27 protein-coding genes are annotated in these 25932 nt (G+C 67.5%); 17 read left to right on the top strand and 10 right to left on the bottom strand.

Annotation, left to right across the window (positions count from 1 at the left end; all coding sequences use genetic code 11):
• Positions 1 to 8: 8 nt before the first annotated feature.
• Positions 9 to 980, bottom strand: a complete 972-nt coding sequence (locus tag ACCC97_RS22670) for a Bug family tripartite tricarboxylate transporter substrate binding protein (protein ID WP_007835460.1) — start codon at positions 978 to 980, stop codon at positions 9 to 11.
• Positions 981 to 1075: 95 nt separating this feature from the next.
• Here ACCC97_RS22670 and ACCC97_RS22665 point away from each other — a divergent pair, with 95 nt between their 5' ends.
• Positions 1076 to 2002: a LysR family transcriptional regulator gene (locus ACCC97_RS22665; protein ID WP_007835458.1), complete on the top strand. Its 927-nt coding sequence runs from the start codon at positions 1076 to 1078 to the stop codon at positions 2000 to 2002.
• A gap of 134 nt (positions 2003 to 2136) precedes the next feature.
• Here ACCC97_RS22665 and ACCC97_RS22660 read toward each other — a convergent pair whose 3' ends face one another.
• The 7 genes from ACCC97_RS22660 to ACCC97_RS22630 form a co-directional block, all read right to left on the bottom strand.
• Positions 2137 to 3648, bottom strand: a complete 1512-nt coding sequence (locus ACCC97_RS22660; protein WP_413315544.1) for a tripartite tricarboxylate transporter permease — start codon at positions 3646 to 3648, stop codon at positions 2137 to 2139.
• A gap of 19 nt (positions 3649 to 3667) precedes the next feature.
• A complete protein-coding gene (locus ACCC97_RS22655) occupies positions 3668 to 4156 on the bottom strand; it encodes a tripartite tricarboxylate transporter TctB family protein (protein ID WP_007837406.1) in 489 nt (162 codons plus the stop codon).
• Positions 4157 to 4282: 126 nt separating this feature from the next.
• Positions 4283 to 6079: a GspE/PulE family protein gene (locus tag ACCC97_RS22650; protein ID WP_413335169.1), complete on the bottom strand. Its 1797-nt coding sequence runs from the start codon at positions 6077 to 6079 to the stop codon at positions 4283 to 4285.
• On the bottom strand, positions 6076 to 6861 hold the full coding sequence (locus tag ACCC97_RS22645; RefSeq protein ID WP_007837409.1) for a spermidine synthase: 786 nt from the start codon (positions 6859 to 6861) through the stop codon (positions 6076 to 6078). Before ACCC97_RS22645 ends, ACCC97_RS22650 begins: the two co-directional genes overlap by 4 nt.
• On the bottom strand, positions 6861 to 7391 hold the full coding sequence (locus tag ACCC97_RS22640) for a DNA-deoxyinosine glycosylase (RefSeq protein ID WP_042674133.1): 531 nt from the start codon (positions 7389 to 7391) through the stop codon (positions 6861 to 6863). Before ACCC97_RS22640 ends, ACCC97_RS22645 begins: the two co-directional genes overlap by 1 nt.
• A 91-nt stretch (positions 7392 to 7482) precedes the next feature.
• The gene (locus tag ACCC97_RS22635) at positions 7483 to 7899 is read right to left on the bottom strand and encodes a hypothetical protein (protein WP_007837412.1); all 417 of its coding nucleotides are present in this window, start codon (positions 7897 to 7899) and stop codon (positions 7483 to 7485) included.
• Positions 7900 to 8028: 129 nt separating this feature from the next.
• Positions 8029 to 8889 (bottom strand): TatD family hydrolase, encoded by an 861-nt coding sequence (locus tag ACCC97_RS22630; protein WP_007837414.1) that lies wholly within the window; start codon positions 8887 to 8889, stop codon positions 8029 to 8031.
• A gap of 87 nt (positions 8890 to 8976) precedes the next feature.
• On the opposite strand from ACCC97_RS22630, the gene ACCC97_RS22625 reads away from it, so the two are divergent.
• The 4 genes from ACCC97_RS22625 to ACCC97_RS22610 are packed head-to-tail and all read left to right on the top strand — an operon-like array spanning position 8977 to position 13030.
• Positions 8977 to 9987, top strand: coding sequence for a S1C family serine protease (locus ACCC97_RS22625; RefSeq protein ID WP_007837415.1), 1011 nt, complete (start codon positions 8977 to 8979; stop codon positions 9985 to 9987).
• A gap of 25 nt (positions 9988 to 10012) precedes the next feature.
• Complete coding sequence (locus tag ACCC97_RS22620) at positions 10013 to 11026, top strand: AAA family ATPase (protein WP_413315539.1); 1014 nt, start codon at positions 10013 to 10015, stop codon at positions 11024 to 11026.
• Positions 11007 to 11996, top strand: coding sequence for a DUF58 domain-containing protein (locus ACCC97_RS22615; protein ID WP_007837418.1), 990 nt, complete (start codon positions 11007 to 11009; stop codon positions 11994 to 11996). The genes ACCC97_RS22620 and ACCC97_RS22615 overlap by 20 nt, the downstream gene beginning before the upstream one ends.
• Complete coding sequence (locus ACCC97_RS22610; RefSeq protein ID WP_413315537.1) at positions 11993 to 13030, top strand: VWA domain-containing protein; 1038 nt, start codon at positions 11993 to 11995, stop codon at positions 13028 to 13030. The genes ACCC97_RS22615 and ACCC97_RS22610 overlap by 4 nt, the downstream gene beginning before the upstream one ends.
• Here ACCC97_RS22610 and ACCC97_RS22605 read toward each other — a convergent pair.
• Complete coding sequence (locus tag ACCC97_RS22605; protein ID WP_007837421.1) at positions 13014 to 13655, bottom strand: TetR/AcrR family transcriptional regulator; 642 nt, start codon at positions 13653 to 13655, stop codon at positions 13014 to 13016. The two genes, ACCC97_RS22610 and ACCC97_RS22605, sit on opposite strands and share 17 nt — an antisense overlap.
• Before the next feature lie 70 nt (positions 13656 to 13725).
• Positions 13726 to 14328 carry a phenylacetic acid degradation protein PaaY gene (locus ACCC97_RS22600; protein WP_413315536.1) on the bottom strand — a complete coding sequence of 201 codons (603 nt, stop codon included), beginning with the start codon at positions 14326 to 14328 and terminating at the stop codon, positions 13726 to 13728.
• Positions 14329 to 14478: 150 nt separating this feature from the next.
• Between ACCC97_RS22600 and ACCC97_RS22595 the strand changes: the two genes are divergently transcribed.
• From ACCC97_RS22595 to ACCC97_RS22540, 12 genes are all read left to right on the top strand, one after another.
• Positions 14479 to 15282 (top strand): enoyl-CoA hydratase-related protein, encoded by an 804-nt coding sequence (locus ACCC97_RS22595; protein ID WP_007837425.1) that lies wholly within the window; start codon positions 14479 to 14481, stop codon positions 15280 to 15282.
• 130 nt (positions 15283 to 15412) lie between these two features.
• The gene (gene paaI, locus ACCC97_RS22590) at positions 15413 to 15856 is read left to right on the top strand and encodes a hydroxyphenylacetyl-CoA thioesterase PaaI (RefSeq protein WP_007837426.1); all 444 of its coding nucleotides are present in this window, start codon (positions 15413 to 15415) and stop codon (positions 15854 to 15856) included.
• Positions 15857 to 15869: 13 nt separating this feature from the next.
• The gene (gene paaK / locus ACCC97_RS22585; RefSeq protein WP_413335165.1) at positions 15870 to 17180 is read left to right on the top strand and encodes a phenylacetate--CoA ligase PaaK; all 1311 of its coding nucleotides are present in this window, start codon (positions 15870 to 15872) and stop codon (positions 17178 to 17180) included.
• A gap of 36 nt (positions 17181 to 17216) precedes the next feature.
• Positions 17217 to 18227 (top strand): 1,2-phenylacetyl-CoA epoxidase subunit PaaA, encoded by a 1011-nt coding sequence (gene paaA / locus ACCC97_RS22580; protein WP_413315531.1) that lies wholly within the window; start codon positions 17217 to 17219, stop codon positions 18225 to 18227.
• Entirely contained in the window at positions 18224 to 18523 is a 300-nt protein-coding gene (paaB, locus tag ACCC97_RS22575) for a 1,2-phenylacetyl-CoA epoxidase subunit PaaB (RefSeq protein WP_007837429.1), read from the top strand. Before paaA ends, paaB begins: the two co-directional genes overlap by 4 nt.
• A 14-nt stretch (positions 18524 to 18537) precedes the next feature.
• The gene (paaC, locus tag ACCC97_RS22570; protein ID WP_413335163.1) at positions 18538 to 19311 is read left to right on the top strand and encodes a 1,2-phenylacetyl-CoA epoxidase subunit PaaC; all 774 of its coding nucleotides are present in this window, start codon (positions 18538 to 18540) and stop codon (positions 19309 to 19311) included.
• Positions 19308 to 19832 carry a 1,2-phenylacetyl-CoA epoxidase subunit PaaD gene (gene paaD, locus ACCC97_RS22565; RefSeq protein WP_007837434.1) on the top strand — a complete coding sequence of 175 codons (525 nt, stop codon included), beginning with the start codon at positions 19308 to 19310 and terminating at the stop codon, positions 19830 to 19832. The genes paaC and paaD overlap by 4 nt, the downstream gene beginning before the upstream one ends.
• 12 nt (positions 19833 to 19844) lie before the next feature.
• Complete coding sequence (paaE, locus tag ACCC97_RS22560) at positions 19845 to 20930, top strand: 1,2-phenylacetyl-CoA epoxidase subunit PaaE (RefSeq protein ID WP_007837435.1); 1086 nt, start codon at positions 19845 to 19847, stop codon at positions 20928 to 20930.
• 34 nt (positions 20931 to 20964) lie between these two features.
• On the top strand, positions 20965 to 22113 hold the full coding sequence (locus ACCC97_RS22555; protein WP_007837437.1) for an ABC transporter substrate-binding protein: 1149 nt from the start codon (positions 20965 to 20967) through the stop codon (positions 22111 to 22113).
• A gap of 111 nt (positions 22114 to 22224) precedes the next feature.
• On the top strand, positions 22225 to 23253 hold the full coding sequence (locus tag ACCC97_RS22550) for a branched-chain amino acid ABC transporter permease (protein ID WP_007837440.1): 1029 nt from the start codon (positions 22225 to 22227) through the stop codon (positions 23251 to 23253).
• Entirely contained in the window at positions 23250 to 25154 is a 1905-nt protein-coding gene (locus tag ACCC97_RS22545) for an ABC transporter permease subunit (RefSeq protein WP_413335160.1), read from the top strand. Before ACCC97_RS22550 ends, ACCC97_RS22545 begins: the two co-directional genes overlap by 4 nt.
• The gene (locus tag ACCC97_RS22540; protein ID WP_413335159.1) at positions 25151 to 25882 is read left to right on the top strand and encodes an ABC transporter ATP-binding protein; all 732 of its coding nucleotides are present in this window, start codon (positions 25151 to 25153) and stop codon (positions 25880 to 25882) included. The genes ACCC97_RS22545 and ACCC97_RS22540 overlap by 4 nt, the downstream gene beginning before the upstream one ends.
• Positions 25883 to 25932 lie beyond the last annotated feature (50 nt).

Here is a 25932-nt window from a genome sequence, read left to right as displayed (position 1 = left end):
GCCTTGCCTTATTCGTTGGTGATCTTGCGGTCGACCACGATCTTTTTCCACTTGGCGGCGTCTGCTGCCACCATCTTCGCGAATTGCTCGGGCGTGCCCGGCGTCGCGGACTCGATGCCCAGGCGTGCGAGCTTTTCCTTCACCTCGGGGTCGGCCAGCGCCTCGTTGGCGGCCTTGTTGATTTTCGCGACGATATCCACCGGCAGGTTCTTCGGACCATAGAAGCCGAACCACGTGTTCGACTCGTAGCCGGGCAGCGTATCGGCGATGGGTGGCAGCTCAGGCGCCAGCGGGCTGCGCTTGAGCGAGGTGACGCCCAGCGCACGCAGGCGGCCGTCGCGCACGTGCGGCATGCCGGTGGGCAGCGAATCGAACAGCACGTCGACCTTGCCGCTGATCAGGTCGGGGATCGCCAGCGCCGTGCCCTTGTAGGGAATGTGCGTGACGAACACGCCGGCCTGCGCCTTGAACAGCTCCGCCGTGAGCTGCACGATGGTGCCGTTGCCGCTCGACGCGTAGTTGAGCTTGCCGGGGTTCTTCTTCGCGTAATCGATCCACTCGCGCACCGTCTTCGCGGGCGAATTGACCGGCACCAGCATGATGCTGGCGGCATCGCCCACGTGCGCGATGGGCGTGAAGTCTCGCACCGTGTCGTAGGGCAGCTTGCTGACGGCCGGGCCGATCGAGTGCGTGCTGGTGGTGGCCAGCAGGATCGTGTAGCCGTCGGGCGCGGCCTTGGCGGCCTGGTCGGAGCCGATGGCGCCGCCCGCGCCGGGCTTGTTGTCGACCACCAGCGTGGTGCCGAGCTTGTCGCCCATCTTCTGGCCCAGCGTGCGGGCAAAGAGGTCGGTGGCGCCGGCCGCCGGGAACGGCACGATCAGGCGGATCGGCTTGTTCGGGTAGCCCTGCGCGAGGCTGGCGGACGAGGTGGCCACGCCGAGCGCAACGGCAAGCGCCTGGAGGAACTGGAGGCGTTTCATGTGCGGAATTTGTGCCTGTGAACGAGAAGTGGATGCTATGCAGCAGTGGCGCATCAAGCCAGATAATTCCGCTTATTCAACTATGAACACTGCTTATGACAAGAAGCACCGCGGAAGAGATCTCGCTGCAGCAGCTGCGGGCGCTGGCGGCGGTGGCCGAGACGGGCAGCTTCACGCTCGCGGCCGAGGCATTGCAGCTCACGCAGCCCGCCATCAGCCACCTGATCAAGCGGCTGGAAGAAGAGCTGGCGCAGCCTCTGGTGGTGCGCGGGCGCCGCATCCGCATGACCAACGCGGGCCAGATGATGGTCGACACGGCGGTGCGGGCGCTTCGGCTGATCGATGAATCCGTGGGCGCCTGCCGCTCGCAGTCGCAGCTGCGCGAAGGCCGCATCGTGCTCGCGGTGGGCCATCTCACGGCCGGCGCCCTGCTGCCGCCGCTGCTCGGGCGCTTTTCGCAGAAGCACCCGACGCTCGCGACCACGCTGCTCGACAGCACGGCGGAGCAAATGATCTCGCGCATCCTCTCGCAGGAGGCCGACCTGGGCTTCGGCTCGGACATCGGCCAGAAGCATTCGGAGCTGGCGACCGAGCCGCTGTTCTCGGACCGCATGGCCCTGTTCGTGCGCGAAGACCATCCGCTGGCGCAGCACGCGGTGGTCGATGCCAAGCACCTGGAGGGACTGCCGTTCATCCACGTCAACCCCGACGCCAACGTGTGGCGCGCCGTGAGCCGCCAGCTCGCAAGCATGGCCAACGTGTACCCGCGCGTGGTGCATCACGTGTCGATGCTGTCGACGGCGTTCGGCCTCATCCAGTCAGGCGCGGGGGTGGCGCTGCTGCCGCGCTACGTGGAAGTGCTGATGCCGGGCAACCTGCGCGCCGTGGGCGTGACGCGGCCTGCGCTGGAGTACCCGGTGGTCGCCGTGCGGTTGGCCAAGCATCCGCTGAGCCCGGCGGGGATGGCCTTCCTCGCGATGGCGCGACAGCACATGAAGCCGCCACGGGCGAGCAGACCGTAGGACATGACCTGGGTTTTGATCGGCGAGCACCAGCAGCGAGCCCTGCGCAGGCGCCCCGAAGCGATGCACACAGAAATGAAAAACGGCGCTCGAAGCGCCGTTCTTTCTGAAGTCCCGCGAGGGAACTCTGTCCGTCACTCCTCGACGAAAGCTTCCTCGCGCTTGGACTTGACTGCAGGCAGCAGCACGATCACAAGCAGCAATGCAGCCGCAGCCAACAGGCTCGCCGAGATCGGGCGCGTCACGAACACGCTCCAGTCGCCACGCGACAGCAGCAGCGAACGGCGCAGGTTCTCTTCCATCATCGGCCCCAGGATGAAGCCCAGCAGCAGCGGCGCAGGCTCGCAGCCCAGCTTGAAGAAGCTGTAGCCCACCAGGCCGAAGATGCCCACCATCCAGATGTCGAAGGTGTTGTTGTTGGTCGAGTACACGCCAATCGCGCAGAACAGCACGATCGCCGGGAACAGGAACTTGTAGGGCACCGACAGGAGCTTGATCCACATGCCGATCAGCGGCAGGTTCAGGATGATCAGCATCGCGTTGCCGATCCACATCGAGGCGATCAGGCCCCAGAACAGCTCGGGGTTGCTGGTCATCACCTGCGGGCCGGGCTGGATGTTGTGGATCGTCATTGCACCCACCATCAGCGCCATCACCGCGTTGGGCGGAATGCCCAGCGTCAGCAGCGGGATGAAGGAGGTTTGCGCACCGGCGTTGTTGGCCGACTCGGGAGCCGCCACGCCGCGGATGTTGCCCTTGCCGAAGGGCACTTCGCCCGGCTTCAGCTTGGTCTTCTTCTCGATCGTGTAGGCCGCGAAGGCTGCCAGCAGCGCGCCGCCGCCGGGCAGGATGCCCAGTGCCGCGCCCAGCGCCGTGCCGCGAAGCACTGCGGGCAGCATGCGCTTGAAGTCTTCCTTGGTCGGGAACAGGCCCGAGACCTTGGCGGTGAACACTTCACGCTCGTCGTCGGGGCGCGAGAGGTTGGCAATGATTTCGCCATAGCCGAACACGCCCATGGCGATGGCCACGAAGCCGATGCCGTCGGTGAGCTCCGGGATGTCGAAGCTGTAGCGCGCCACGCCCGAGTTCACGTCGGTGCCGACCAGGCCGAGCAGCAGGCCCAGCACGATCATCGCGATCGCCTTGAGCAGCGAGCCCGAAGCCAGCACCACGGCGCCGATCAGGCCCAGGATCATCAGCGAGAAGTACTCGGCCGGGCCGAACTTGAAGGCCAGCTCGGTCAGCGGCGGTGCGAAGGCGGCCAGGATCAGCGTGCCCACGCAACCCGCGAAGAACGAACCCAGGCCGGCGGCGGCGAGCGCCGGCCCCGCACGGCCCTTGCGCGCCATCTGGTAGCCGTCGATCACGGTCACCACCGACGAGGATTCACCTGGCAGGTTGACCAGGATTGCAGTGGTGGAGCCGCCGTATTGCGCGCCGTAGTAGATGCCGGCCAGCATGATCAGCGCCGACACGGGCGGCAGCGCGTACGTGGCGGGCAGCAGCATCGCGATGGTCGCGACCGGGCCGATACCCGGGAGCACGCCGATCAGCGTGCCCAGGATGCAGCCGATCAGGCAGTACAGCAGGTTGGTGAAGGTAAAGGCAACGCCAAAACCCATCGAGAGGTGTTCAACCAATTCCATGATGTGAGCAGCTTTCTTCTCAGCCGGTGATGAAGGTCGGCCAGACCTGGATCTGGAGCTTCAGCGCCCAGATGAATGCGACATAGCTGCCAATGGCCAGCACGGTGGCCAGGATCAGCACGCTGGGCAGCTTGAACTCATGGCCCGCAAGGCTGGAGATGATCACCAGCGCGTAGATGGCGATGATCATGCCCATGGCGGGGACGCCGATGCTCGGCAGGCCGCCGAGCAGGATGCCGAAGGCGAGGTTGGCGCCCAGGATGAACACCACCTGCTTCCAGGCCCACTTGCCGATCTTCTCGCCGTCGGTGGTTTCAACGGTGAGCCCGCTGAACATGATCCCGAGGCCGATGAGGGCCATCAGGATGCCGAGCATCAACGGGAAATAACCCGGACCCATGCGGGCTCCGCTGCCCACGGTGTAGGTGGTGGCGCCCCATGCGAACGCCACACCCACCACCGTGAACATCAGGCCCGAGAAAAAGTCTTTCTGACTCTTGATCTTCACGAACAGTCTCCTCGAACAAATTTCGATGCGGGATTGTCGAGTCAGCTTCCGGTCAGCCTGATGTGGATTCCACTAACAAAAGGCCTAGGGATAACCCGAAAGGACTCAGGGTCCTGGGGCGGAAGACTATTCCAGTGGCGGCGTGGCGCTCAGCACTTCCTCGATGGTGGTCACGCCCTCGGCCACGCGCAGCGCGCCGGCCAGCCGCAGCGGGCGCATGCCGTCGATCACGGCCTGGCGGCGCAGCCCGGCGAGGTTGGGCTCCTTGGTCACGTTGCCCTTGAACGCCTCGCTGATGCTCAGCAGTTCGTAGAGGCCCATGCGCCCCATGTAGCCGGTCATGCGGCAGTCGACGCAGCCCACCGGCTTGTAGGCGCGCACCGAGCCCGTGATCTGCCAGGGCTTGACGATGGCCTCCAGCTTCTCGCGGGTGACGGTGTCGTCCGGCTGCTTGCAGTTGGGGCACAGCGTGCGCACGAGGCGCTGGGCGAGCACACCCAGCATCACGGCGTTGATGAGGTAGGAGGGCACGCCCAGCTCCATCAGCCGCGTGATGGCGCTCGGCGCATCGTTGGTGTGCAGCGTGCTGAACACGAGGTGGCCGGTGAGCGCGGCCTGCACCGCCATCTCGGCGGTGGCGAGGTCGCGGATTTCGCCGACCATGATGATGTCCGGGTCCTGCCGCATCAGCGCGCGCAGGCCTTCGGTGAAGCCGAAGTCGAGCTGCGGCTGCACCTGCGTCTGGTTGAACGAGGGCTCGATCATTTCGATCGGGTCTTCCACCGTGCTCACGTTGACCTCTTCGGTCGCCACGCGCTTCAACGTGGAGTACAGCGTGGTGGTCTTGCCCGAGCCCGTGGGCCCGGTCACCAGGATGATGCCGTTGGGCCGCGTGACGAGCTGCTCCCAGCGCTGGGCGTCGTGCTGCGCGAAGCCCAGTGCGTCGAGGTCCTTCACGGCGGTGTCGGGGTCGAAGATCCGCATCACCATCTTCTCGCCGAAGGCCGTCGGCAGGGTCGACAGGCGCATTTCGATTTCGTCGCCGCGCATGTTGCGGGTCTTGATGCGGCCATCGAGCGGGCGGCGCTTTTCCACCACGTCCATGCGGCCCAGCAGCTTGATGCGCGCGACCATCGCGTTCATCACGCCCATCGGCATCTGGTAGGCGGGGTGCAGGATGCCGTCGATGCGAAAGCGGATCACGCCCTGCTCGCGGCGCGGCTCCAGGTGGATGTCGCTCGCGCGCTGGTCGAAGGCGTACTGCCACAGCCAGTCGACCACCTGCACCACGCTCTGGTCGTTGGCGTCGAGCTGCTTGTTGCTCTTGCCGAGCTCCACCAGCTGCTCGAAGCTCGCGCCGCCGGTGTTGCCGCCGGCCTTCTGCGCGGCGCGCACCGACTTCGCGAGCGCGAAGAACTCGGCCGTGTAGCGCTGGATGTCGGCCGGGTTGGCGACCACGCGGCGCACCGCGCGGCGCGACTGGCGCTCGACCTCGGCGATCCAGTCGGTGAGAAAGGGCTCGGCCGTGGCCACCACCACCTCGTTGGGCAGCACCTGCACCGGCAGCACCTTGTGGCGCTCGGCATACGCAGCGCTCATGGTGTCGGCCACCTTGCCCACGTCGACCTTGAGCGGATCGATGCGCAGGTACGTGAGCCCGGCGCGGCCCGCGAGCCATTGCGTGAGCATTTCTAGATCGAGCGGCTTGCCGTCGCCCTCGCGCGTCATGGCCACGTTGGCCAGCCGCACCAGCGGCGCCTGCCGGCTTTCAGCCTGGGCGCAGCGCGCGATGGTGCGCTTGGCCTCCATGGGCGAGATCACGCCGTCGGTAGCCAGCCATTCGATCAGGCGGCGCAGGTCGAGCGGGCCTTCGTGGCGGGCGGCCAGTGGGGCGGGAGCAGAAACAGCGGGAACAACGCTCATGAGCCGGCAGGTCGGGTAAGTGAAATATTCAGGGGCTTGAAGACCCGCAGCCATTTCGGCGCGGGCAGGCTCCAGCGAGTCTGGATCGTTTGGGCGCGCTCGGCAAGCGCCTCGCGCTTCGGTCGGCTCGGCGTGCGCTGCGCGAGCACCACCGTGTTGCCTTCGCGCGTCGGCCTGAACGCCCAGACGGCATCGGCACCGAAGGCACCGGCGATTTTTTCGAGGCTGCGCTCATAGCTCGACGAGCGGCCGAAGAGGTTGACCGTCATGCAGCCGTCCTCGGTGAGCAGCGCGCGGCAGTCGGCATAGAAGTCTTCGCTGTCGAGCACGGGCGCGGCGGCCTCGTGGTCGTACAGGTCGACCTGCAGCGCATCGACCGTGCCGTGCCATTCGGGCTTGCGGATCTCGGCGGCCGCATCGGCGATCACCACGCGCAGCTTCGGGTCGTCCGGCGGCAGCTTGAACCAGCCGCGGCAGGCCGACACCACCTGCGGATTGAGCTCGATCGCGGTGGTGCGCATGCGCAGGATCTTGCGGCTGAACTTGGTGAGCGTGGCCGCGCCCAGGCCGAGCTGCATCGCGTGGCGGCTGGCCACGGTCTTGCTGTCGGCGAACAGCAGCCAGGCCATCATGCGCTGCACGTATTCGAGCTCGATCTCGAAGGGCGCGTCCAGCTTCATCGAGCCCTGGACCCATTCGGTGCCCAGGTGCAGGTAGCGGACGTCGCCCCAGTCGGAGAAATTGACTTCGGGAAGAACGGCGGGAATTTTGCTGGATGCCATCAGACGAGTTGGTGGGCGGCGAAGACCTCGCGCCAGGCCGCGAGCTTGCGCTCGAAGCTCCACGACGCGTTGGCGGGACTGGTGGAAGGCAGCGGATAGACCGGCACGCCAAGGGTGCGCGTGTGCCGTGCGTGCTTGAAGCTCTCGCCGCCGTTGTGCGCGATGGCCGCGAGCTTTGGCAGGTGCAGCCCGGCGATGTCGTTCGCCACGGGCGCGCGGATGGCCGAATCGAGGCTGCCCTCGCGCTCGCAGGCGCCGTACACGTCCCACACGCCCAGGCCGCGGTCGAGCAGCCACCGGCAGCGCTGCGCGTAGCTGTCTATGCCCGACGGCAAAGGGACTTCGGGCCAGACGGCTTGCAAGATCTTCCAGAACTGGTTTTGGGGGTGTGCATAGTACTGCTGCCGCTCGAGCGACTTGACCCCGGGGAAGCTGCCGAGGATCAGCACCACGGTGGCCGGCGACACGATGGGCGCGAGTCCCGTGAGCAACGTGCTCGCGGCGGTAGCGGATGCGGCGGGTGGATTCATGGGCGGCAATCGTGCCACCGTCCCGCGCGCACTTGCACCGCCCATGAAAAAACCCGCCGAAGCGGGTTTTTTCGCGAAGGCCGAAGCAGGCTTACTTCTTGGCGGCTTCGTTCTCTGCCGTGCCGGGGATCTTCTCGCCGATGGCCTTGCCGGTGCTGCGCATGCCGTCGGCCGCCTTGTGGCCGGCGTTCTCGACGGCTTCGCCGGTCTTGGCGGCTGCCTTCTTGGTGGCGTTGGTGGCCTTCTTGGTCGTGCGCTTGGTGGCCTTCCAGGCCTTCTTGGTGCCGCTCTCGGTGGCCGCGACAGCCTTCTTGGTCGTGCGCTTGGTGGCGTCGACGGCTTCCTTGCCGGTCTCTTTCATCTTCTCGGTGGTGGTGGGCTCGGCCGGGGCCACAGCGGGGGCCGGTGCGGCTGCAGGCGCGGTGGTCTGGGCCACGGCCGACACGCCGATGGAGGCGAGTGCCAGTGCGAGGACGACGGGCATGGTGCGAACGAAAGACGTGCTCATGTAAAGCTCCTTGTTGGATGAAGTTTTGAGTGACTGACTTGCCACTGAACCAGCAACGAACTGGTGGCGCTCGAGGATGACAGCAAATCCGCGGCATCTGCCTTCATGCAGGCAGGACGGGGCATTGGCCTACGCGGGGCGCGGTGGACGCGCCGACATGGCCATGAGATTTTCCAGACGCGGCAGCGCTTCGAGCGCATTCCGGGTGGTGGCTGCGGCCAGCTCGTCGAGGCCGATGCCGCGCAGGCCGGCCACCACTTCGGCGATGCGCGGCAGCTCGGCCGGCTCGTTGCGGCCCTGCGGCTCGCCGGCATCGCGCTGGGCCTGCGTGCGGTACAGCCAGTGCGGCTGGATGTCGGGCGCATCGGTTTCCATCACGATCGATCCAAGCGGCAAAGTGGCGGCCAGCCGCCGCAGCTGCAGCGCGCGTTCGAAGGTCACCGCGCCGCCGAAGCCGAGCTTCAACCCGAGCTCGATGCACGCTTGCGCCTGCTGCTCGCTGCCGTTGAAGGCATGCGCAATGCCCTGCCACGGCTTGCCGGCTGCCGTCTGCCGCAGGTGCTTGAGCACCTTGTCGACCGAGCGCCGCACATGGATCAGCACGGGTAACCCGTGCCTGCGTGCCAGTTGCAACTGAGTGTGAAAAAACCGCTCCTGCTTCTCGCCGTCGAGCCCCTCGACGAAGTAGTCGAGCCCGACCTCGCCGACCGCCACCAGCCGCGGGTCGCCGCGCTGCGCGGCCAGCTCGGCATCGAGGGTTTCGAGGTCTTCATCCTTCGCCTCGCCGGTGCACAGCGGGTGAATGCCCAGCGCGTAGGCATCGCCCTGCGCATGGGCCAGTTCACGCACAGCTGCGAAGTTGAAGGCGGCCACCGCCGGGATCACGCACATCGCCACGCCCCGCGCGGAGGCGCGGGCGCGCAGGACGGGCATCTCGGCACCGAATTCAGGCGCATCCAGGTGGCAGTGGGTATCGACGAAGGTAGCCATCGCGCGATGATGCCCGATGGGATGCGCAGGCGTGGAAAGCGTGCTACTGTGAACTCCTTCACGCGATTTTTTGCCGGAGGTGCTCCGATGCGCAGGCCAGGTGTCTACAGCCATTCGCCCCGCACGCTGCCACCGGCCGCAGACGAGGCGGCCGAACGGGCAGGGGCGCCAGCCTCGCCCGAAGCGGTCGGCGCGGGCCCTGCGCTGCAAGCCGCCCCCGCAAAGAAGACCGGCTGGCAACCCGGCCGCCGCAGCTTCGCGATGCTGGTCGTGCTGTCGGCCGCGCTGGTCACCGGCGCTGCGCTGTGGGTTCCGCGCCCGGGCGCCAAGGCCCTCACGCAGAAAGACATCGACGCGGCCGTGCTGCGCACGCTGCAGACCACCACCCTGCCCTCGCCCGCCGCCAAGGCCGCGGACATCATCCGGCCCTCGGTGGTGCGGGTCGTGAGCTACGGTGAAGAAAAGAACACGCCCGAAGCCAAGATCCAGAAGCGCGGACGCAACCTCGCCAAGGGCAAGCCGCCCGAAGCCCCCAGCGATGGCGGCACGCCCGGCGAGGTCGAGCGCGGTGTGGGCACGGGCGTGGTGATCGTCGACAAGGGCGTGATCCTGACCAACCTGCACGTGGTCGCGGGCGCCGACAAGATCAAGGTCACCTTCTTCGACGGCCTGGAGGCTGTGGCCACCATCACCGGCGTGCAGCCCGAGAACGACCTTGCCGTGCTGCAGGCGCAGAAGATTCCCGACGACCTGATCCCCGCCACCATGCGCTCGACCGCCGACCTGCGGCCCGGCGACCAGGTGGCGGCCGTGGGCTTTCCGTTCGGCATCGGGCCTTCCGTGTCGGCCGGCGTGGTGTCGGGCCTGAAGCGCTCGTTCCGCTCGCCCGAGGGCAAGCAGGAGCTGGGCAACCTGATCCAGTTCGACGCGGCCGCCAACCCCGGCAATTCGGGCGGGCCGCTGATCAACATGGACGGCGAGGTGCTCGGCATCGTCACCGCCATCCTCAACCCGACACAGCAGCGCACCTTCATCGGCATCGGCTTCGCGGTGCCCATCGAGAACGCCGCGTCCGCCGCGGGTTCGCCGCCGTTCTGACGATTCTTTTTCGAAAGTCCTTCGCATGAGCACAGAGACCGTCAATCCCACGCCCGCCGGCACCGCCGAACTGATGGAGCAGATCCTCTACGAGGTGAAGCGCGTGGTCGTGGGCCAGGACCGCTTTCTCGAGCGCGTGATGGTCGCCATGCTCGCGGGCGGGCACCTGCTGGTCGAGGGCGTGCCGGGCCTGGCGAAGACGCTCACCGTCAAGACGCTGGCCGACACCGTGCGCGGCCAGTTCAAGCGCATCCAGTTCACGCCCGACCTCGTGCCCGCCGACCTCGTGGGCACGCGCATCTACAACCAGAAGACGGGCGAGTTCAGCACCTCGCTGGGCCCGGTGTTCGCCAACCTGCTGCTGGCCGACGAAATCAACCGCGCGCCGGCCAAGGTGCAGAGCGCGCTGCTCGAGGTGATGCAGGAACGGCAGGTGACCATCGCCGGCGAGACGCACAAGGTGCCGCGCCCCTTCCTCGTGATGGCCACGCAGAACCCCATCGAGACCGAGGGCACCTACCCGCTGCCCGAGGCGCAGGTCGACCGCTTCATGATGAAGGTGCTGGTCGACTACCCGAGCGACGAGGAAGAGTTCGTCATCGTCCAGCGCGTGATCGGCCCGCCTGTCAACGCCACGCCGGTCGCCACCACCGAGCAGCTCGCGGCGCTGCAGGCCGAGGCGCGGCGCGTGTATGTCGACCCCTCGCTGATCCAGTACGCAGTGAAGCTGGTGTCGGCCACGCGCACGCCCGAGAAGCATGGCCTGAAGGACCTGCGCCGCTTCATCACCTTCGGTGCCAGCCCGCGCGCCAGCATCAGCCTGACCGAGGGCGCGCGCGCCCTGGCGCTGCTGCGCGGCCGCAGCTATGCGCTGCCGGAAGACATGACGGCGCTGGTGCCCGACGTGCTGCGCCACCGCGTGACGCTTTCCTACGAAGGCCTGTCCGAGGGCCTGACGCCCGACGGCTTGGTCGAGAAGATCATGCGCGCAGTCCCCGCTCCTCCCAAGCCGCTCGAACATGAAAAGCTGGTGGCGTAAGGCCCCCGCGGCCGCGAACGACGAACGGCTCGCCGCAGAAGCCGGTGGGGCCGAGCGCGCGCTGCGCCGGCTCGAATGGACTGTCATTCGCCGCCTCGACGGCCTGCTGCAGGGCGACTACCGCACGCTGATGCGCGGCACCGGCCTCGACCTGGCCGACCTGCGCGAGTACCAGCACCACGACGACGTGCGCCACATCGACTGGAACGTCACGGCGCGGCTGCAGACGCCGCATGTGCGCGTGTTCACCGAAGACCGCGAGATGGCTGCGTGGTTCGTGCTCGACCTGAGCCGCTCGGTCGATTTCGGCTCGGGCCTGAAGGCCAAGCGCGAGGTCTCGGCGGGTTTCGTCGGCGTACTGGCGCGGCTGCTCACGCGGCACGGCAACCGGGTGGGCGCGCTGGTCTACGGCAGCGATCTCGAAGCGGTGATTCCGCCGCGCACCGGACGGCGCCACGTGCTGCACCTGCTGCACGCGATGGAGAAGCGCGCTGAAAAAGCCGAGGCCGCGCCCATGCAGAAAGGCATGACGCGCCTGGCCGACCTGCTCAAGTCGGCCGCCACGCTGATGCCGCGCCGCTCCACCGTGTTCGTGGTGTCCGACTTCCTGAGCGAGCCCGGCTGGGAGCGCCCGCTCGGCCAGCTGGTGCAGCGCCACGAGGTGATCGCAGTGCGCCTGTTCGACCCGCTCGAACTCGAACTGCCCGACCTCGGCCTGGTGCCGCTGCGCGACGCCGAGACCGGCGAGCAGCTGTGGGTCGACACCCACGATGCGGGCTTTCGCAAACGCTTCGCGCGCCTGGCGTCGGAACGTGAAACCGCACTGCGCGAGGCACTGGCCAGGGCCGGCGTCGACGCACTCGAACTCTCGACCAATGACGACCTGGTGGAAGCCATCGTTCGTTTCGCCGATCTGCGCAAGCGCCGCGCGCGCATCGGCCCGGCAGGCATGAAGGCGGTGGCAGCATGACTTTTCTCTGGCCTCAATTCCTCTGGCTGCTGGCGGCCCTGCCGCTGCTGATCCTGCTCTACCTCTGGCTGCTGCGCCGCAAGAAGAAGCTGGCGGTGCGCTATGCGAGCCTGTCGATCGTGCGCGAGGCCATAGGTGCCGGGCAGAGCATGCGGCGGCATCTGCCGCCCGCGCTTTTCCTGCTGGCCATGGCCGCGATGCTGGTGGCCGCGGCGCGTCCCATGGCCGTGGTGGTGCTGCCGTCGAACCAGCAGACGATCATCCTGGCGATGGACGTGTCGGGCAGCATGCGCGCGGCCGACGTGCAGCCCAACCGGCTCGTGGCGGCGCAGGAGGCGGCCAAGAGCTTCATCAAGGACCTGCCGCGCAGCGTGAAGGTGGGCATCGTCGCCTTCGCGGGCAGCGCGCAGGTGGCACAGCTGCCCACCACCAACCACGAGGACCTGGTGACCGCCATCGACAGCTTCCAGCTTCAGCGCGCCACCGCCACGGGCAATGCCATCGTGGTGTCGCTGGCCACGCTGTTCCCCGACGCGGGCATCGACGTCGAGCAGTTCAGCGCGCCGAGCCGCCAGCGCGGTGCGGCCATCGACCAGTCGGAGAAGAAGCTCAAGGACTTCACGCCCGTGGCGCCGGGCTCTTTCACCTCGGCCGCGATCATCATGCTGACCGACGGGCAGCGCACCACCGGCGTCGACCCGCTCGACGCGGCCAAGGCCGCGGCCGACCGCGGCGTGCGCATCTACACGGTGGGCGTGGGCACGGTCGACGGCGAGACCATCGGCTTCGAGGGCTGGTCGATGCGCGTGCGGCTCGACGAGGAGACGCTCAAGGCCATCGCCAACAAGACGAACGCCGAGTACTTCTACGCCGGCACGGCGAACGACCTGAAGAAGGTCTACGAGACGCTGAGTTCCAAGCTCACCGTGGAGAAGAAGGAAACCGAGATCTCGGCACTGTTCGCGCTGGGCGCCGCGGTGCTCACGCTGCTGTCTGCGGGGCTGTCGCTGCTCTGGTTCAACCGGATTCTCTAGGCCCGCGCGGCATGGCCGCCGGCGCATCGGGCGACTTGACCGCGCCGATACCTCCCAGGAACAGGTCGGCCACGATCGGCGCGATGGCCGCGTGGTCGAGCCGGCCATCGGGTTTCATCCAGGTGAACATCCAGTTGATCATGCCGAACAGCAGCATGGTCAGCGGCTTGGCGAGGTCGTCGCTCGGTGCGCCGGGGCGCAGCGCAGACACGGCGCGCGCAAAGCCCGCGACCACCTCGCGCTCCTTGTCGAGCACGCGCTCGCGGTCGGCCTCTTCGAGAAAGCGCACGTCGTCGGTCAGCACGCGGTGCGCGTCCTGCGCGCCGGCATATTCCTCGACGATGCGGTAGATGAAGCGGCGCAGGCGCTGCTCGTCCGTGTGCGTCGACGCCTCTTCCTCGGCCACCAGCGCCGCGAGCTTGGAGACGTGCGTCTCCGCGATGCTGATCAGCAGGCTGCTCTTGTCCTTGTAGTAGTGATAGAGCGTCGCCTTCGAGAGCCCGCAGGCCTCGGCCACCTGGTTCATCGAGGTGGCGGGATAGCCGCTGCGTGCGAACAGCTGGGCGGCCTGCGCGAGGATCAGTTCACGCTGGTCGTCGTAGGTGGCGGATCTTCCACGCGGCATCGGTTCTTGTTCCTGGGTTGGACTGTTGTGTTGAGGGCAACGGGCGATCTTGCACGAAGCGCGAACCGGATCAGCCCCGCTTCGTGGCGATGAGCGAGCGCACCTCGGTGGCCGGCAGGCGCGGGCGGTGCGGCTCCACCTGCGCGAGCGGCGCCACTTCATGCAGGCTCGCGAGGCTGCGCACCGTGAGCGCCTGGTAGGTCTGCGTGCCCTCGAGTTTCCAGGCGATCTCGTCTTCGCTCAATTCGCGCTTCACCTTCGCCGGAATGCCCGCGACCAGCGAGCGTGCCGGCACCTTCATGCCGGCCGGCACGAAGGCGCAGGCCGCGACGATGGCCTTCTCGCCGATCTCGGCCTCGTCCATCACCACCGCATTCATGCCCACCAGCGCGTCGCGCCGCACGATGCAGCTGTGCAGGATCGCGCCGTGGCCGATGTGGCCGTTGACCTCGATCACCGTGTCGTTGTCGGGAAAGCCGTGCACGCAGCAATGGTCCTGCACGTTCGAGCCCTCCTCCAGCACGATGCGGCCGAAGTCGCCGCGCAGGCTGGCGCAGGGACCCACGTAGCAGTTCGGGCCGACGATCACATCGCCGATCAGCACCGCCGTGGGGTGCACGTACGCGCTCGGGTCGACGACGGGAATCACGCCGTCGATGGAATAGCTGGGCATTGGGTCGGACTCCTTTTTCCGTGACTCAGGGTTTGCCCTGAACCACCCCCGCTTGTGCCGGGATGGAGGTCGATCCTAAAATCAACCGAACGGTCGGTCAATAGTGTTTGCACGCCGATCCACCCCCACAGAGGATGAAAGAGACACGCCATGCCCGAGCCTTTGGTACTCACCGGCAACGCCGGCACCGTTCGCACGTTGAGCCTCAACCGCCCTGCGGCGCTCAACAGCTTCACGACCGAACTGCATGCGGAGTTGATGGCGGCGCTGGAGGCCGCAGCGCAGGACGAGAGCGTGCGCTGCGTGGTGCTCACGGGCGCCGGCCGTGCCTTCTGTGCCGGCCAGGACCTTGCCGATCCCTCGGTCGCGCCCGACCCGACTCCGGGCGCCGCGCCCAAGGACCTGGGCCACGTCATCTCCACTTATTACGCCCCGCTCGTCGCGCGCCTGCGCTCGATGCCGGTGCCGGTGATCGCCGCGGTGAACGGCGTGGCGGCCGGTGCGGGTGCCAACCTCGCGCTGTGCTGCGACCTCGTGGTGGCGGGACGCTCGGCCAGCTTCATCCAGGCCTTCACCAAGATCGGCCTCGTGCCCGACACCGGCGGCACATGGCTGCTGCCGCGCCTCGTGGGTTCGGCGCGCGCGCTCGGCATCGCGATGCTGGGCGACAAGCTGCCGGCCGAAGAGGCTGCGCGCATCGGCCTGATCTGGCAGTGCGTGGACGACGCGGCGCTGGCCGAAACCGCGGCGGCCCTCGCATCGAAGCTGGCGGCCATGCCGACCCGCGCCCTCGTCGCCACGCGCCAGGCCATGGCCGATGCGCAAGGCATGGACCTGCGGACGGCGCTCGACGAAGAAGCCCGACTGCAGCGCGTCATGGGCAATGCCGACGACTACCGCGAAGGCGTCGAAGCCTTCCGCGCGAAGCGTGCGCCGATGTTCAAGGATCGCTGAGATGAAGCATTGCTTCTTGATCTTTCGCGTTGTGCGTGAGACGGGTGCTTCGGGGCGCGCTCACGCCGACGGGGTGGCCCGTGCACGCACCCCGAACCCGAACACGCAGCTTCGAGCCAGCTGAAAAAAGATGACCGAACCCACCCGCACTCCTCAACAAACAGCCGAGTACGTCCGCGACGGCATGCTCGCGAACGACAACGCCACGCAGGGCCTCGGCATGCGCATCGTCGAGGTCGGCCCCGGCCAAGCCACCATAGAGATGAAGGTGCGCCCCGACATGCTCAATGGCCACGCCACCTGCCACGGTGGCTTCATGGCCGTGCTGGCCGACTCGACCTTCGCCTTTGCCTGCAACTCGTACAACGAACTGACCGTGGCCTCGGGCTTCTCGATCGACTTCATCGCCCCGGCGCGCGAGGGCGACGTGCTCACCGCGCGCTGCCACGAAGTCTCGAAGGCCGGCCGCACCGGCGTGTACGACACCGAGATCACCAACCAGCGCGGCGAGCGCATCGCGATGTTCCGCGGCCGCTCCTACACCGCCAAGGGCCGCCCCGCCGTTGCCGCCTGAGGAGACAAGACACATGACAGTCAAACGCCCCACCCCCGGCGACCTCGAGCCGATCGAAACCGCGAGCCGCGACGAAATCACCGCGCTGCAGATCCAGCGCCTGCGCACCACGCTGCAGCGCGCCTACGACAACGTGCCTCACTACCGCAAGGCCTTCGACGCCAAGGGCGTGCACCCCGACGACCTGAAGTCGCTCGCCGACCTGTCGAAGTTCCCGTTCACGGTGAAGGGCGACCTGCGCGACAACTACCCCTTCGGCATGTTCGCCGTACCGCGCGAGAAGGTGGCGCGCATCCACGCCTCGTCGGGCACCACCGGCAAGCCGACCGTGGTCGGCTACACGCTGAAGGACATCGACACCTGGGCCGACCTCGTCGCCCGCTCCATCCGCGCCGCGGGCGGGCGGCCCGGCGACATGGTGCACGTGTCGTACGGCTACGGCCTGTTCACCGGCGGCCTGGGCGCGCACTACGGCGCCGAGCGCGCGGGCTGCACCGTCATCCCGATGTCGGGCGGCCAGACCGAGAAGCAGGTGCAGCTGATCCAGGACTTCAAGCCGGACATCATCATGGTCACGCCCAGCTACATGCAGGTGATCATCGAGCAGTTCGAGCGCCAGGGCCTCGACGCGAAAGACAGCTCGCTCAAGGTCGGCATCTTCGGCGCCGAGCCGTGGACCGAGGCCATGCGCCGCGACATCGAGGCCAAGGCAGGCATCGACGCCGTCGACATCTACGGCCTGAGCGAAGTGATGGGCCCCGGCGTAGCCAGCGAATGCGTCGAGAGCAAGGACGGCCCCGTCATCTGGGAAGACCACTTCTACCCCGAGATCATCGATCCCGACACCGGCGAGCTGAAGGCCGACGGCGAGGAAGGCGAACTGGTCTTCACCTCGCTGAGCAAGGAGGCCATGCCCATCGTGCGCTACCGCACGCGCGACCTCACGCGCCTGCTGCCGCCCACCTCGCGTTCGTTCCGCCGCATGGGCAAGATCGTCGGGCGCAGCGACGACATGATGATCATCCGCGGCGTCAACGTCTTCCCCACGCAGGTGGAAGAGATCGTGCTCGCGCACAAGGCGCTGTCGGGCCTCTACCAAGTGCACGTGAGCCGCGCCGACAAGCTCGACCAGGTCGAGGTGCACTGCGAACTCAACCAAGCCGACGCAGCATCGGCGGACCGCACCGCCATCGGCGAATGGGTGCAGCACCGCGTGAAGACGCTCATCGGCATCTCCACGCGCGTGGTGGTCCATGCGCCCAACGAGATGGAACGCACCCAGACCGGCAAGGCACGCCGCGTGATCGACACGCGCCCGCGCTGAAGCCATTCCACATCCATTCACCGAAAGGACACGCACATGTACACCCAGGCAATGGACACCATGGGCAAGGACGCAGGCGACGGCAAACAGAAGGCCGTGCGCTCCGCCGAGGAAATGCGGCTCGAGGAACGCTTCGACGCGCACATCGACGCCGGCGACTTCATCGAGGCGAAGGACTGGATGCCCGAGCACTACCGCAAGACGCTGGTGCGCCAGATCAGCCAGCACGCGCACTCGGAAATCGTCGGCATGCTGCCCGAAGGCAACTGGATCAGCCGCGCGCCCACGCTCAAGCGCAAGGCCATCTTGCTGGCCAAGGTGCAGGACGAAGGCGGCCACGGCCTCTACCTGTATGCCGCGGCCGAAACGCTGGGCACCTCGCGCGACCAGATGTTCGAGGCGCTGCACAGCGGCAAGGCAAAGTACAGCTCGATCTTCAACTACCCCACGCTGACCTGGGCCGACATGGGCACCATCGGCTGGCTGGTGGACGGCGCGGCCATCATGAACCAGGTGCCGATCTGCCGCTGCTCGTACGCGCCGTATGCGCGCGCCATGATCCGCATCTGCCGCGAGGAAAGCTTCCACCAGCGCCAGGGCTACGAAGCCCTGCTGACCATGATGACCCACGGCACCGAGGCGCAGAAGGCGATGGTGCAGGACGCGGTCAACCGCTGGTGGTGGCCGTCGATCATGATGTTCGGCCCGCCCGACGACCAGTCGCCCAACAGCGCGCAGTCGATGCGCTGGGGCATCAAGCGCTTCAGCAACGACGAGCTGCGCCAGAAGTTCGTCGACGCCACCGTGGAGCAGGCGCGCATCCTCGGCGTGACCCTGCCCGACCCCGACCTGAAGTGGAACGAAGAGCGCCAGGCGCACGACTTCGGCGCGATCGACTGGAGCGAGTTCTGGCGCGTGATCGGCGGCGACGGCCCCTGCAACCGCGAGCGCCTTCAGGCCCGTGTCGACGCCTGGGAAGAAGGCGCGTGGGTGCGTGAAGCCGCCATGGCCCACGCCAACAAGCAACCGATGAAGGAAGCAGCATGAGCACCGATACCAGCAAGCAAGAGTGGCCCCTGTGGGAAGTGTTCGTGCGCAGCAAGGCCGGGCTCGATCACAAGCACTGCGGCAGCCTGCACGCGGCCGATCCGAAGATGGCGATCCAGATGGCGCGCGACGTGTACACGCGCCGCCAGGAAGGCAGCAGCATCTGGGTGGTGCGCTCCGACCAGATCGTGGCGAGCGACCCGGGCGACAAGGACATGTTCTTCGACCCGGCGGAAGACAAGGTGTATCGCCACCCGACCTTCTACGCGCTGCCCAAGTCGGTCGACCACATGTGAGCAAGGCCAGGACCATGCAAGCATCGATCGAACTGAACCGCACGCCCGCCGTGCAATACCTGCTGCGCATCGGCGACACCTGCCTCGTGCTCGCGCAGCGCCTGGGCGAATGGTGCGGCCACGCGCCCGTGCTGGAGGAAGACATCGCGATGGCCAACATTGCGCTCGACCTCGTCGGCCAGGCGCGCGCGCTGCTGACACACGCAGGCCGCATCGAAGGCCGCGAGCACGACGAAGACCAACTCGCCTACCTGCGCGACGAGCGCGACTACTTCAACCTCACCATCGCCGAACTGCCGCGCGGCGACTTCGCCTTCGCCGTGGTGCGCAACACCATGGTGTCGACACTGCTCAAGCTGCTGTGGCAGCGCCTGGCCGCATCGAACGACCCCGAAGTGGCTGCCATCGCCGGCAAGGCCGTGAAGGAAGCGCGCTACCACCAGCAGCATTCGGGCGACTGGGTGGTGCGGCTGGGCGACGGCACCGACGAATCGCGCCGCCGCACTGAAAAGGCGCTCGAGCAGCTATGGCTCTACATGCCCGAGCTCTTCTTCAGCGACGCGGTCGATGCCGAAGCCGGCGCCAGCGGCCTCGGTCCGGCGTGGAGCGAACTGCGCGACCCCTGGCTCGCCGAAATGCAACAGGTGCTCGACGCCGCCGGCCTCGCCATGCCGAAGGAAGCCGCCTTCCGCAGCACCGGCAAGCACGGCGTGCACAGCGAGCACATGGGCTACATCCTCGCGGAGATGCAGCACCTGCAACGCAGCTTTCCCGGGGGGGTGTGGTGAACGCCCTCGCCTCGCGCGTCGACGCGGCATGGGCCGTGCTGCACACGGTGCCCGACCCCGAGGTGCCGGCCGTGTCGGTGTGCGACCTCGGCATCGTGCGCGACGTGATCGAGCATGACGACGGGTTGGAGATCGTGCTCACGCCGACCTACTCCGGCTGCCCCGCCACCGAGGCCATCGAGCACGACGTGCTGGCCGCCATCGAGCAGGCCGGCCTGGGCCGCGCGCGCGCAACCCTGCGCCGTGCACCCGCCTGGACCAGCGACTGGATCAGCGACGAGGGTCGCGCCAAGCTCAAGGCCTACGGCATCGCGCCGCCCGCGCACCTGAACGCCGAGCAGGCCGCCAGCACCGCCATGCCCATCAAGCTCTTCGGCCGCATCGCCGGCGAGCGCATCGCCTGCCCGCGCTGCGCGAGCGAGCGCACCGAGCGGCTTTCCGCATTCGGCTCCACCGCCTGCAAGGCCCTGTACCGCTGCATGGCGTGCAAGGAGCCTTTCGAACACTTCAAACCCTTCTGAGACTCCCCCGCGATGAGCACCCTCTTCCATCCCCTGCGCGTGAAGGCCATCGAGCCCGACACGGCCGAGGCCGTCGTCGTCTCGTTCGAAGTGCCCATCGACCTGCAGCAGGTCTTCGGCTTCACGCAGGGCCAGTACCTCACGCTGCGCCACGACATCGACGGCCAGGACCTGCGCCGCTCCTATTCGATCTGCGCCGGCCTCGACGATGGCGAGCTGCGCGTCGGCGTGCGCAAGGTGCGCGGCGGCGTGTTCTCCAACTGGATCAACGCCCATCTGCAGCCGGGCGACACCCTGCAGGTGATGGCGCCGCAGGGCCGCTTCTTCGTGCCCATCGAGCCGGCTTCGGCACGCCATCACGTCGGCATCGCGGGCGGCAGCGGCATCACGCCGATCCTGTCGATCATGAAGACGGTGCTGGCGCGCGAGCCGCGAAGCCGCTTCACGCTGATCTACGGCAACCGCCAGCTGCAGTCCACGATGTTCAAGGAAGAAATCGAGGACCTGAAGAACCGCTACATGACGCGGCTTGTGCTGCAGCACGTGTTCTCCGACGAGCACACCGATTCGCCGCTGGGCTTCGGCGTGATGAACCGCGAGAAGATCGGCGAGTTCCTGGCGTCGGTGGTGCCTGCGAAGACGATCGACCATGTCTATGTCTGCGGCCCGTTCCAGATGAACGACGAAGCCGAGGCCGCGCTGCTGGCCGCCGGCGTGCCCGAGGAACGCATCCACATCGAACGCTTCGGCGTGGCGCTGCCTTCGGCCACGCAGGTCGGCGCGGTGGTGCACGAGGCGCAGCCCGGCGACGCCAGGCAGGCGCGCATCGTCATCGTGCGCGACGGGCTGCAGCGCGAGATTACCTACACCGAAGGCCAGCCCAGCATCCTCGATGCGGCTTCGGCCGCGGGGCTCGAAGTCCCGTTCTCGTGCACCTCCGGCGTGTGCGGCACCTGCCGCGCCAAATGCGTGGACGGGGAAGTCCGCATGGAAAGAAACTTTGCGCTCGACAAGAATGAAGTGGCAGCAGGTTTCGTGCTGACCTGCCAGGCACACCCCCTGACCGAACGCGTCACGCTCTCATTCGACGAGCGCTAGAACTTCAAATATTTTTCAACCGGAGACAAGACCAATGAAACTCTTCTTCAAGCCCCTGCTGATCGCCGCGCTGTGCGCCACCGCCGCCGCGGCGTGGGCCGACGTCAATGTCGGCGTGACGCTCTCGGCCACCGGCCCGGCCGCCTCGCTCGGCATTCCGGAGAAGAACACCATCGCGCTGATGCCCAAGACCATCGGCGGCCAGAAGATCAACTACATCGTGCTCGACGACGCTTCGGACACCACCGCGGCCGTGGCCAACACGCGCAAGCTCATCGCAGAGAACAAGGTCGACGTCGTGCTGGGCTCCACCACCACGCCCAACTCGCTGGCCATGATCGACGTGGTGAGCGAAGCCAAGGTGCCGATGATTTCCATCGCCGCTTCGGCCCGCATCATCGAACCGATGGACGCCAAGAAGAAGTGGGTGTTCAAGACGCCGCAGAACGACATCATGATGTCGCTCGCCATCGCCGAGCACATGGCCGCCAACGGCGTGAAGACCGTGGCCTTCATCGGCTTCTCCGACGCATACGGCGAAGGCTGGTCGGAAGAATTCGCCAAGGCCGCTGCGCTGAAGAAGATCACTATCGTGGCCAACGAGCGCTACTCCCGCACCGACACCTCGGTGACGGGCCAGGCGCTGAAGATCATGGCCAGCAAGGCCGACGCGGTGCTGGTCGCGGGCTCGGGCACACCGGCCGCGCTGCCGCAGAAGACGCTCAAGGAACGCGGCTACGCCGGCAAGATGTACCAGACGCACGGCGTGGCGAACGCCGACTTCCTGCGCGTGGGCGGCAAGGACGTGGAAGGCACCTTCCTGCCCGCCGGCCCCGTGCTGGTGGCCGAGCAGCTGCCCGCCAGCAACCCGGTGAAGAAATCTGCACTGGCTTACGTCGGCGCCTACGAAGCCGCCTACGGCAAGGGCACCGTGTCGACCTTCGGTGCACACGCCTGGGACGCCGGCCTGCTGATGACCTCGGCCGTGCCCGTCGCACTGAAGAAGGCGCAGCCCGGCACGCCGGAATTCCGCGCCGCGCTGCGCGATGCGCTGGAGCAGGTCAAGGAAGTGTCGGGCGCGCACGGCGTGTTCAGCATGACCGAGAAGGACCACCTGGGTCTCGACCAACGCGCCCGCGTGATGGTGAAGATCGAGAACGGCGCCTGGAAATACCAGCCCTGATGTCTTCGCTCCCTCCCCCAAAGGGGGATGGAGCAACACAAGGCAGCGCAACTGACGGCGCTTGTGCCTGACCCTGATTCGATACACGGGCCAAGCCCGAAGGTTTCTTTTATGGATTTGCAGATCGCCCTGCTCTTGGGGCAGGACGGCATCGTCAACGGTGCCGTCTACGGTTTGATGGCGCTCGCACTGGTGCTGGTGTTTTCAGTCACGCGCGTCATCTTCATTCCCCAAGGTGAGTTCGTCGCCTTCGGGGCGCTCTCTATGGCGATGCTGCAGGCTGGCCGTGTGCCGGCCACGCTGTGGCTGCTGCTGGTGCTGGCAGTCGCGGTGCTGCTGGTGGAAATCTGGCGCTGGAAGCGCGGCGCAGTGGTCGACTGGGCCTCCGCGCTCGCATGGTGCGTGGTGTTGCCGGCGGCGGCCACCGCGCTGGTGCTGCTGCTCAAACCCACGTCGATGACGGGCCAGACGCTCACCACGCTGCTTCTCATCATGCCGCTCGGCCCCCTGCTCTACCGCCTGGCCTACCGGCCGCTGGCGGACGCCAACGTGCTGATGCTGCTGATCGTCTCGGTCGCGCTGCACGGCGTGCTGGTCGGGCTGGGCCTGCTGTTCTTCGGCGCCGAAGGCTCGCGCACCGCGGCGTTCTCCGAAGCGCGCCTCGACATCGGCGGCATTCCAGTCGGCGGACAGTCGCTGGTGGTGGTCGGCGTCACGCTGCTGCTGGTGATTGCCATGTTCCTGTTCTTCGGCCGCTCGATGGTCGGCAAGGCGCTGCGTGCCACCGCCATCAACCGGGTGGGCGCGCGGCTGTCGGGCATTCCGACCGAGCTCTCGGGCGACCTGAGCTTCGCGCTCGCAGCGCTCATCGGCGCCGTCTCGGGGCTGCTGATCGCACCGATCACCACGGTGTATTACGACACCGGCTTTCTCATCGGCCTGAAGGGCTTCGTCGCCGCCATCGTCGGCGGGCTCGCGAGCTATCCGCTGGCGCTGGCCGGCGCGCTGCTGGTGGGACAGCTCGAAGCATTCGCCTCGTTCTGGGCCAGCCCGTTCAAGGAGGTGCTGGTCTTCACGCTGATCATTCCAGTGCTGTGGTGGCGTTCGCTCCACAGCCGCCACGTGGAGGACGAAGAATGAGCGCGTCTTCGAATCCCGCGACACTGAACACCCCGCCCGAAGGCAAGCCGCTGGTCACGCCGCGCCAGCTCACGCTGGCGTGCGTGGTGCTGCTGGCGCTGGCCTGGGGCTTCCTGCCCGAATTCACGGTCTCGGTGCTCAGCAACATCGGCCTGTATGCGCTGGTCGCGGCCGGGCTGGTCATGCTCACCGGCGTGGGTGGCATGACCTCTTTCGGGCAGGCCGCGTTCGTCGGCATGGGCGCCTACGCCACCGCATGGATCTGCACGTCGCCCACTGCTGCCGCCTGGCTGGGTGGCGCGGTCGGCCCTGCGCTGCTGCCGTGGGCCGGCCTGCTGCTGGGCCTGGCGTTCACCTTCGCGCTGGCCTGGATGCTCGGCGCGGTCACGCTCAAGCTGTCGGGCCACTACCTGCCGCTGTGCACCATCGCCTGGGGCCTGAGCCTGTACTACCTGCTGGGCAACATGGACTTCCTCGGCGGGCAGACCGGCATCACGGGCGTGCCGCCGCTGGTGGTGGCGGGGCTATCGCTGGCCACGCCGCGCGCGCTCGGCGTCGTGATCTGGGCGGTGCTGCTGCTGGCGCTCTGGGCGCTGCACAACCTGCTCGATTCCCGCGAAGGCCGCGCCATCCGCGCACTCAAGGGCGGGCGGCTGATGGCCGAGTCGATGGGCGTCGACACGGCGCGCCACCGCATCAAGCTGTTCGTGCTGGCCGCGCTGCTCGCGGCGGTGTCGGGCTGGCTCTATGCGCACCTGCAGCGATTCGTGAACCCAACGCCCTTCAACCTGAACATCGGCATCGAGCTGCTGTTCATGGCGGTGGTCGGCGGCGCGGGCCACCTGTGGGGTGCGGTGCTGGGTGCGGCGCTGATCACGCTGCTGAAGGAAAAGCTGCAGGACGTGCTGCCCTCGCTGCTCGGCAGCAGCGGCAACTTCGAGGTGATCGTGTTCGGGCTGCTGATGCTCTTCGTGCTGCAGCGTTTTTCCGACGGCCTGTGGCCCACGCTGGCGCGCATCACGCGCCGCTGGGTGCGCAACGATGCGGCGCGCAAGGCGCCGGCTCTCGCATCGAAGGCGCCGACCGTGCAGCTCGCGCAGCGCACGCTGCCCGCGAGTGGCGAACTGCTGCTGCAAGCCAGCGACGTGAGCAAGCGATTCGGCGGGCTCGTGGCCAACAACGCGATTTCGATGACACTGAAGGCCGGCGAGATCCATGCGCTGATCGGCCCGAACGGCGCCGGCAAGAGCACCTTCTTCAACATGATCTCGGGCGTGGACGACCCGACCTCGGGCGAGGTGAAGCTCGCCGGCCAGCCGATGGCGGCCAAGCCTTCGCGCGCCTTCGCCGCGCTGGGCCTGGGCCGCACCTTCCAGCACGTGCGCCTGCTCGGACAGCGCAGCGTGGCTGAGAACGTCGCGCTCGGCGCGCACCTGCGTGCGAAGCGTGGCTGGCTCGCCGCGATGCTGCGGCTGGACCGTGCCGAAGAAGCCGCGCTGATGGCCGAGGCCCGCAGGCAGATCGAACGCTGCGGCCTCGGCGCGCATGCCAACACGCCCGCGGCATCGCTCTCGCTCGGCCAGCAGCGCGTGGTCGAAATCGCCCGCGCGCTCGCCGGCCAGCCCTCGGTGCTGCTGCTCGACGAACCGGCGGCCGGCCTGCGCCATCTTGAAAAGCGCGCGCTCTCGGTGCTGCTGAGCCAGTTGCGCGCCGAGGGCCTCGGCATCCTCGTGGTGGAGCACGACATGGAGTTCGTAATGAACCTCGCCGACCGCATCACGGTGCTCGAATTCGGCACCGTCATCGCCACCGGCACGCCGGCCGAAGTGCAGGCCAACCCGCGCGTGCTTGAAGCCTACCTCGGCGGCGCGGACGACGAACTGCTGGAAGACGCCCGATGAGCCATCCTTTGCTTCAACTCGACGGCTTCTGCGTCGCCTACCGCACCGTGGAAGCGGTGCACAGCGTGCGCCTGCAGGTGAACGAGGGCGAGATCGTCACCGTGATCGGCCCCAATGGCGCCGGCAAAACCACGCTGCTGTGCGCCGCCATGGGCCTGCTGCCTTCCACCGGCCAGCTGATGCTGGACGGCGGGCGCGTCGCGCGCCCCAGCGTCGAGACCATGGTGGCGCGCGGCGTCGCACTGGTGCCCGAGCGGCGCGAGCTGTTCGGCGAGATGTCGGTGGAAGACAACCTGCTGCTCGGCGGCTTCTACCAGTGGCGCAAAGGCAAGCGCGACCAGCGCGCGCGCATGGACGAGATCTTCGGGATCTTCCCGCGCCTGCGCGAGCGCCGCCCACAGCTGGCTTCCACGCTTTCGGGCGGCGAACGCCAGATGCTGGCCATTGGCCGCGCGCTGATGGCGCGGCCGCGTTTGCTGATGCTCGACGAACCCTCGCTGGGCCTCGCCCCGCTGGTGGTGCGCGAGGTGCTGCGCGTGGTGTCGCAGCTGCGCAGCCATGGCGTGTCGGTGCTGCTCGTGGAGCAGAACGCACGCGCCGCGCTGCAGGTGGCCGACCGCGCCTACGTGCTGGAGATGGGCGCCGTGGCGCTCGAAGGCAAGGCGCGCGACCTGCTGCACGACCAGCGGATCATCGACACGTACCTCGGTATAGGAAAGAAGGAATGACCGACGTGCCTCCCTTTCTTGCTCACTCCCCTTCCGGGGGAGGGTTGGGG

It is taken from the genome of Variovorax sp. Varisp85, from assembly GCF_047304045.1.
Lineage (GTDB): Bacteria > Pseudomonadota > Gammaproteobacteria > Burkholderiales > Burkholderiaceae_C > Variovorax.
This window is presented reverse-complemented; position numbering and strand designations above follow the sequence as displayed.

Coding starts and splice junctions, on each gene's coding strand:
- paaE (WP_007837435.1), top strand. CDS start 19,845: ATGAGCACCCTCTTCCATCCCCTGCGCGTGAAGGCCATCGAGCCCGAC.
- ACCC97_RS22670 (WP_007835460.1), bottom strand. CDS start 980: ATGAAACGCCTCCAGTTCCTCCAGGCGCTTGCCGTTGCGCTCGGCGTG.
- ACCC97_RS22610 (WP_413315537.1), top strand. CDS start 11,993: ATGACTTTTCTCTGGCCTCAATTCCTCTGGCTGCTGGCGGCCCTGCCG.
- ACCC97_RS22640 (WP_042674133.1), bottom strand. CDS start 7,391: ATGAATCCACCCGCCGCATCCGCTACCGCCGCGAGCACGTTGCTCACG.
- paaC (WP_413335163.1), top strand. CDS start 18,538: ATGCAAGCATCGATCGAACTGAACCGCACGCCCGCCGTGCAATACCTG.
- paaI (WP_007837426.1), top strand. CDS start 15,413: ATGACCGAACCCACCCGCACTCCTCAACAAACAGCCGAGTACGTCCGC.
- ACCC97_RS22665 (WP_007835458.1), top strand. CDS start 1,076: ATGACAAGAAGCACCGCGGAAGAGATCTCGCTGCAGCAGCTGCGGGCG.
- ACCC97_RS22635 (WP_007837412.1), bottom strand. CDS start 7,899: ATGAGCACGTCTTTCGTTCGCACCATGCCCGTCGTCCTCGCACTGGCA.
- ACCC97_RS22540 (WP_413335159.1), top strand. CDS start 25,151: ATGAGCCATCCTTTGCTTCAACTCGACGGCTTCTGCGTCGCCTACCGC.
- ACCC97_RS22555 (WP_007837437.1), top strand. CDS start 20,965: ATGAAACTCTTCTTCAAGCCCCTGCTGATCGCCGCGCTGTGCGCCACC.
- ACCC97_RS22660 (WP_413315544.1), bottom strand. CDS start 3,648: ATGGAATTGGTTGAACACCTCTCGATGGGTTTTGGCGTTGCCTTTACC.
- ACCC97_RS22645 (WP_007837409.1), bottom strand. CDS start 6,861: ATGGCATCCAGCAAAATTCCCGCCGTTCTTCCCGAAGTCAATTTCTCC.
- ACCC97_RS22605 (WP_007837421.1), bottom strand. CDS start 13,655: ATGCCGCGTGGAAGATCCGCCACCTACGACGACCAGCGTGAACTGATC.
- ACCC97_RS22650 (WP_413335169.1), bottom strand. CDS start 6,079: ATGAGCGTTGTTCCCGCTGTTTCTGCTCCCGCCCCACTGGCCGCCCGC.
- ACCC97_RS22615 (WP_007837418.1), top strand. CDS start 11,007: ATGAAAAGCTGGTGGCGTAAGGCCCCCGCGGCCGCGAACGACGAACGG.
- ACCC97_RS22545 (WP_413335160.1), top strand. CDS start 23,250: ATGAGCGCGTCTTCGAATCCCGCGACACTGAACACCCCGCCCGAAGGC.
- ACCC97_RS22620 (WP_413315539.1), top strand. CDS start 10,013: ATGAGCACAGAGACCGTCAATCCCACGCCCGCCGGCACCGCCGAACTG.
- paaA (WP_413315531.1), top strand. CDS start 17,217: ATGTACACCCAGGCAATGGACACCATGGGCAAGGACGCAGGCGACGGC.
- ACCC97_RS22625 (WP_007837415.1), top strand. CDS start 8,977: ATGCGCAGGCCAGGTGTCTACAGCCATTCGCCCCGCACGCTGCCACCG.
- paaK (WP_413335165.1), top strand. CDS start 15,870: ATGACAGTCAAACGCCCCACCCCCGGCGACCTCGAGCCGATCGAAACC.
- paaB (WP_007837429.1), top strand. CDS start 18,224: ATGAGCACCGATACCAGCAAGCAAGAGTGGCCCCTGTGGGAAGTGTTC.
- ACCC97_RS22600 (WP_413315536.1), bottom strand. CDS start 14,328: ATGCCCAGCTATTCCATCGACGGCGTGATTCCCGTCGTCGACCCGAGC.
- ACCC97_RS22595 (WP_007837425.1), top strand. CDS start 14,479: ATGCCCGAGCCTTTGGTACTCACCGGCAACGCCGGCACCGTTCGCACG.
- ACCC97_RS22630 (WP_007837414.1), bottom strand. CDS start 8,889: ATGGCTACCTTCGTCGATACCCACTGCCACCTGGATGCGCCTGAATTC.
- ACCC97_RS22550 (WP_007837440.1), top strand. CDS start 22,225: ATGGATTTGCAGATCGCCCTGCTCTTGGGGCAGGACGGCATCGTCAAC.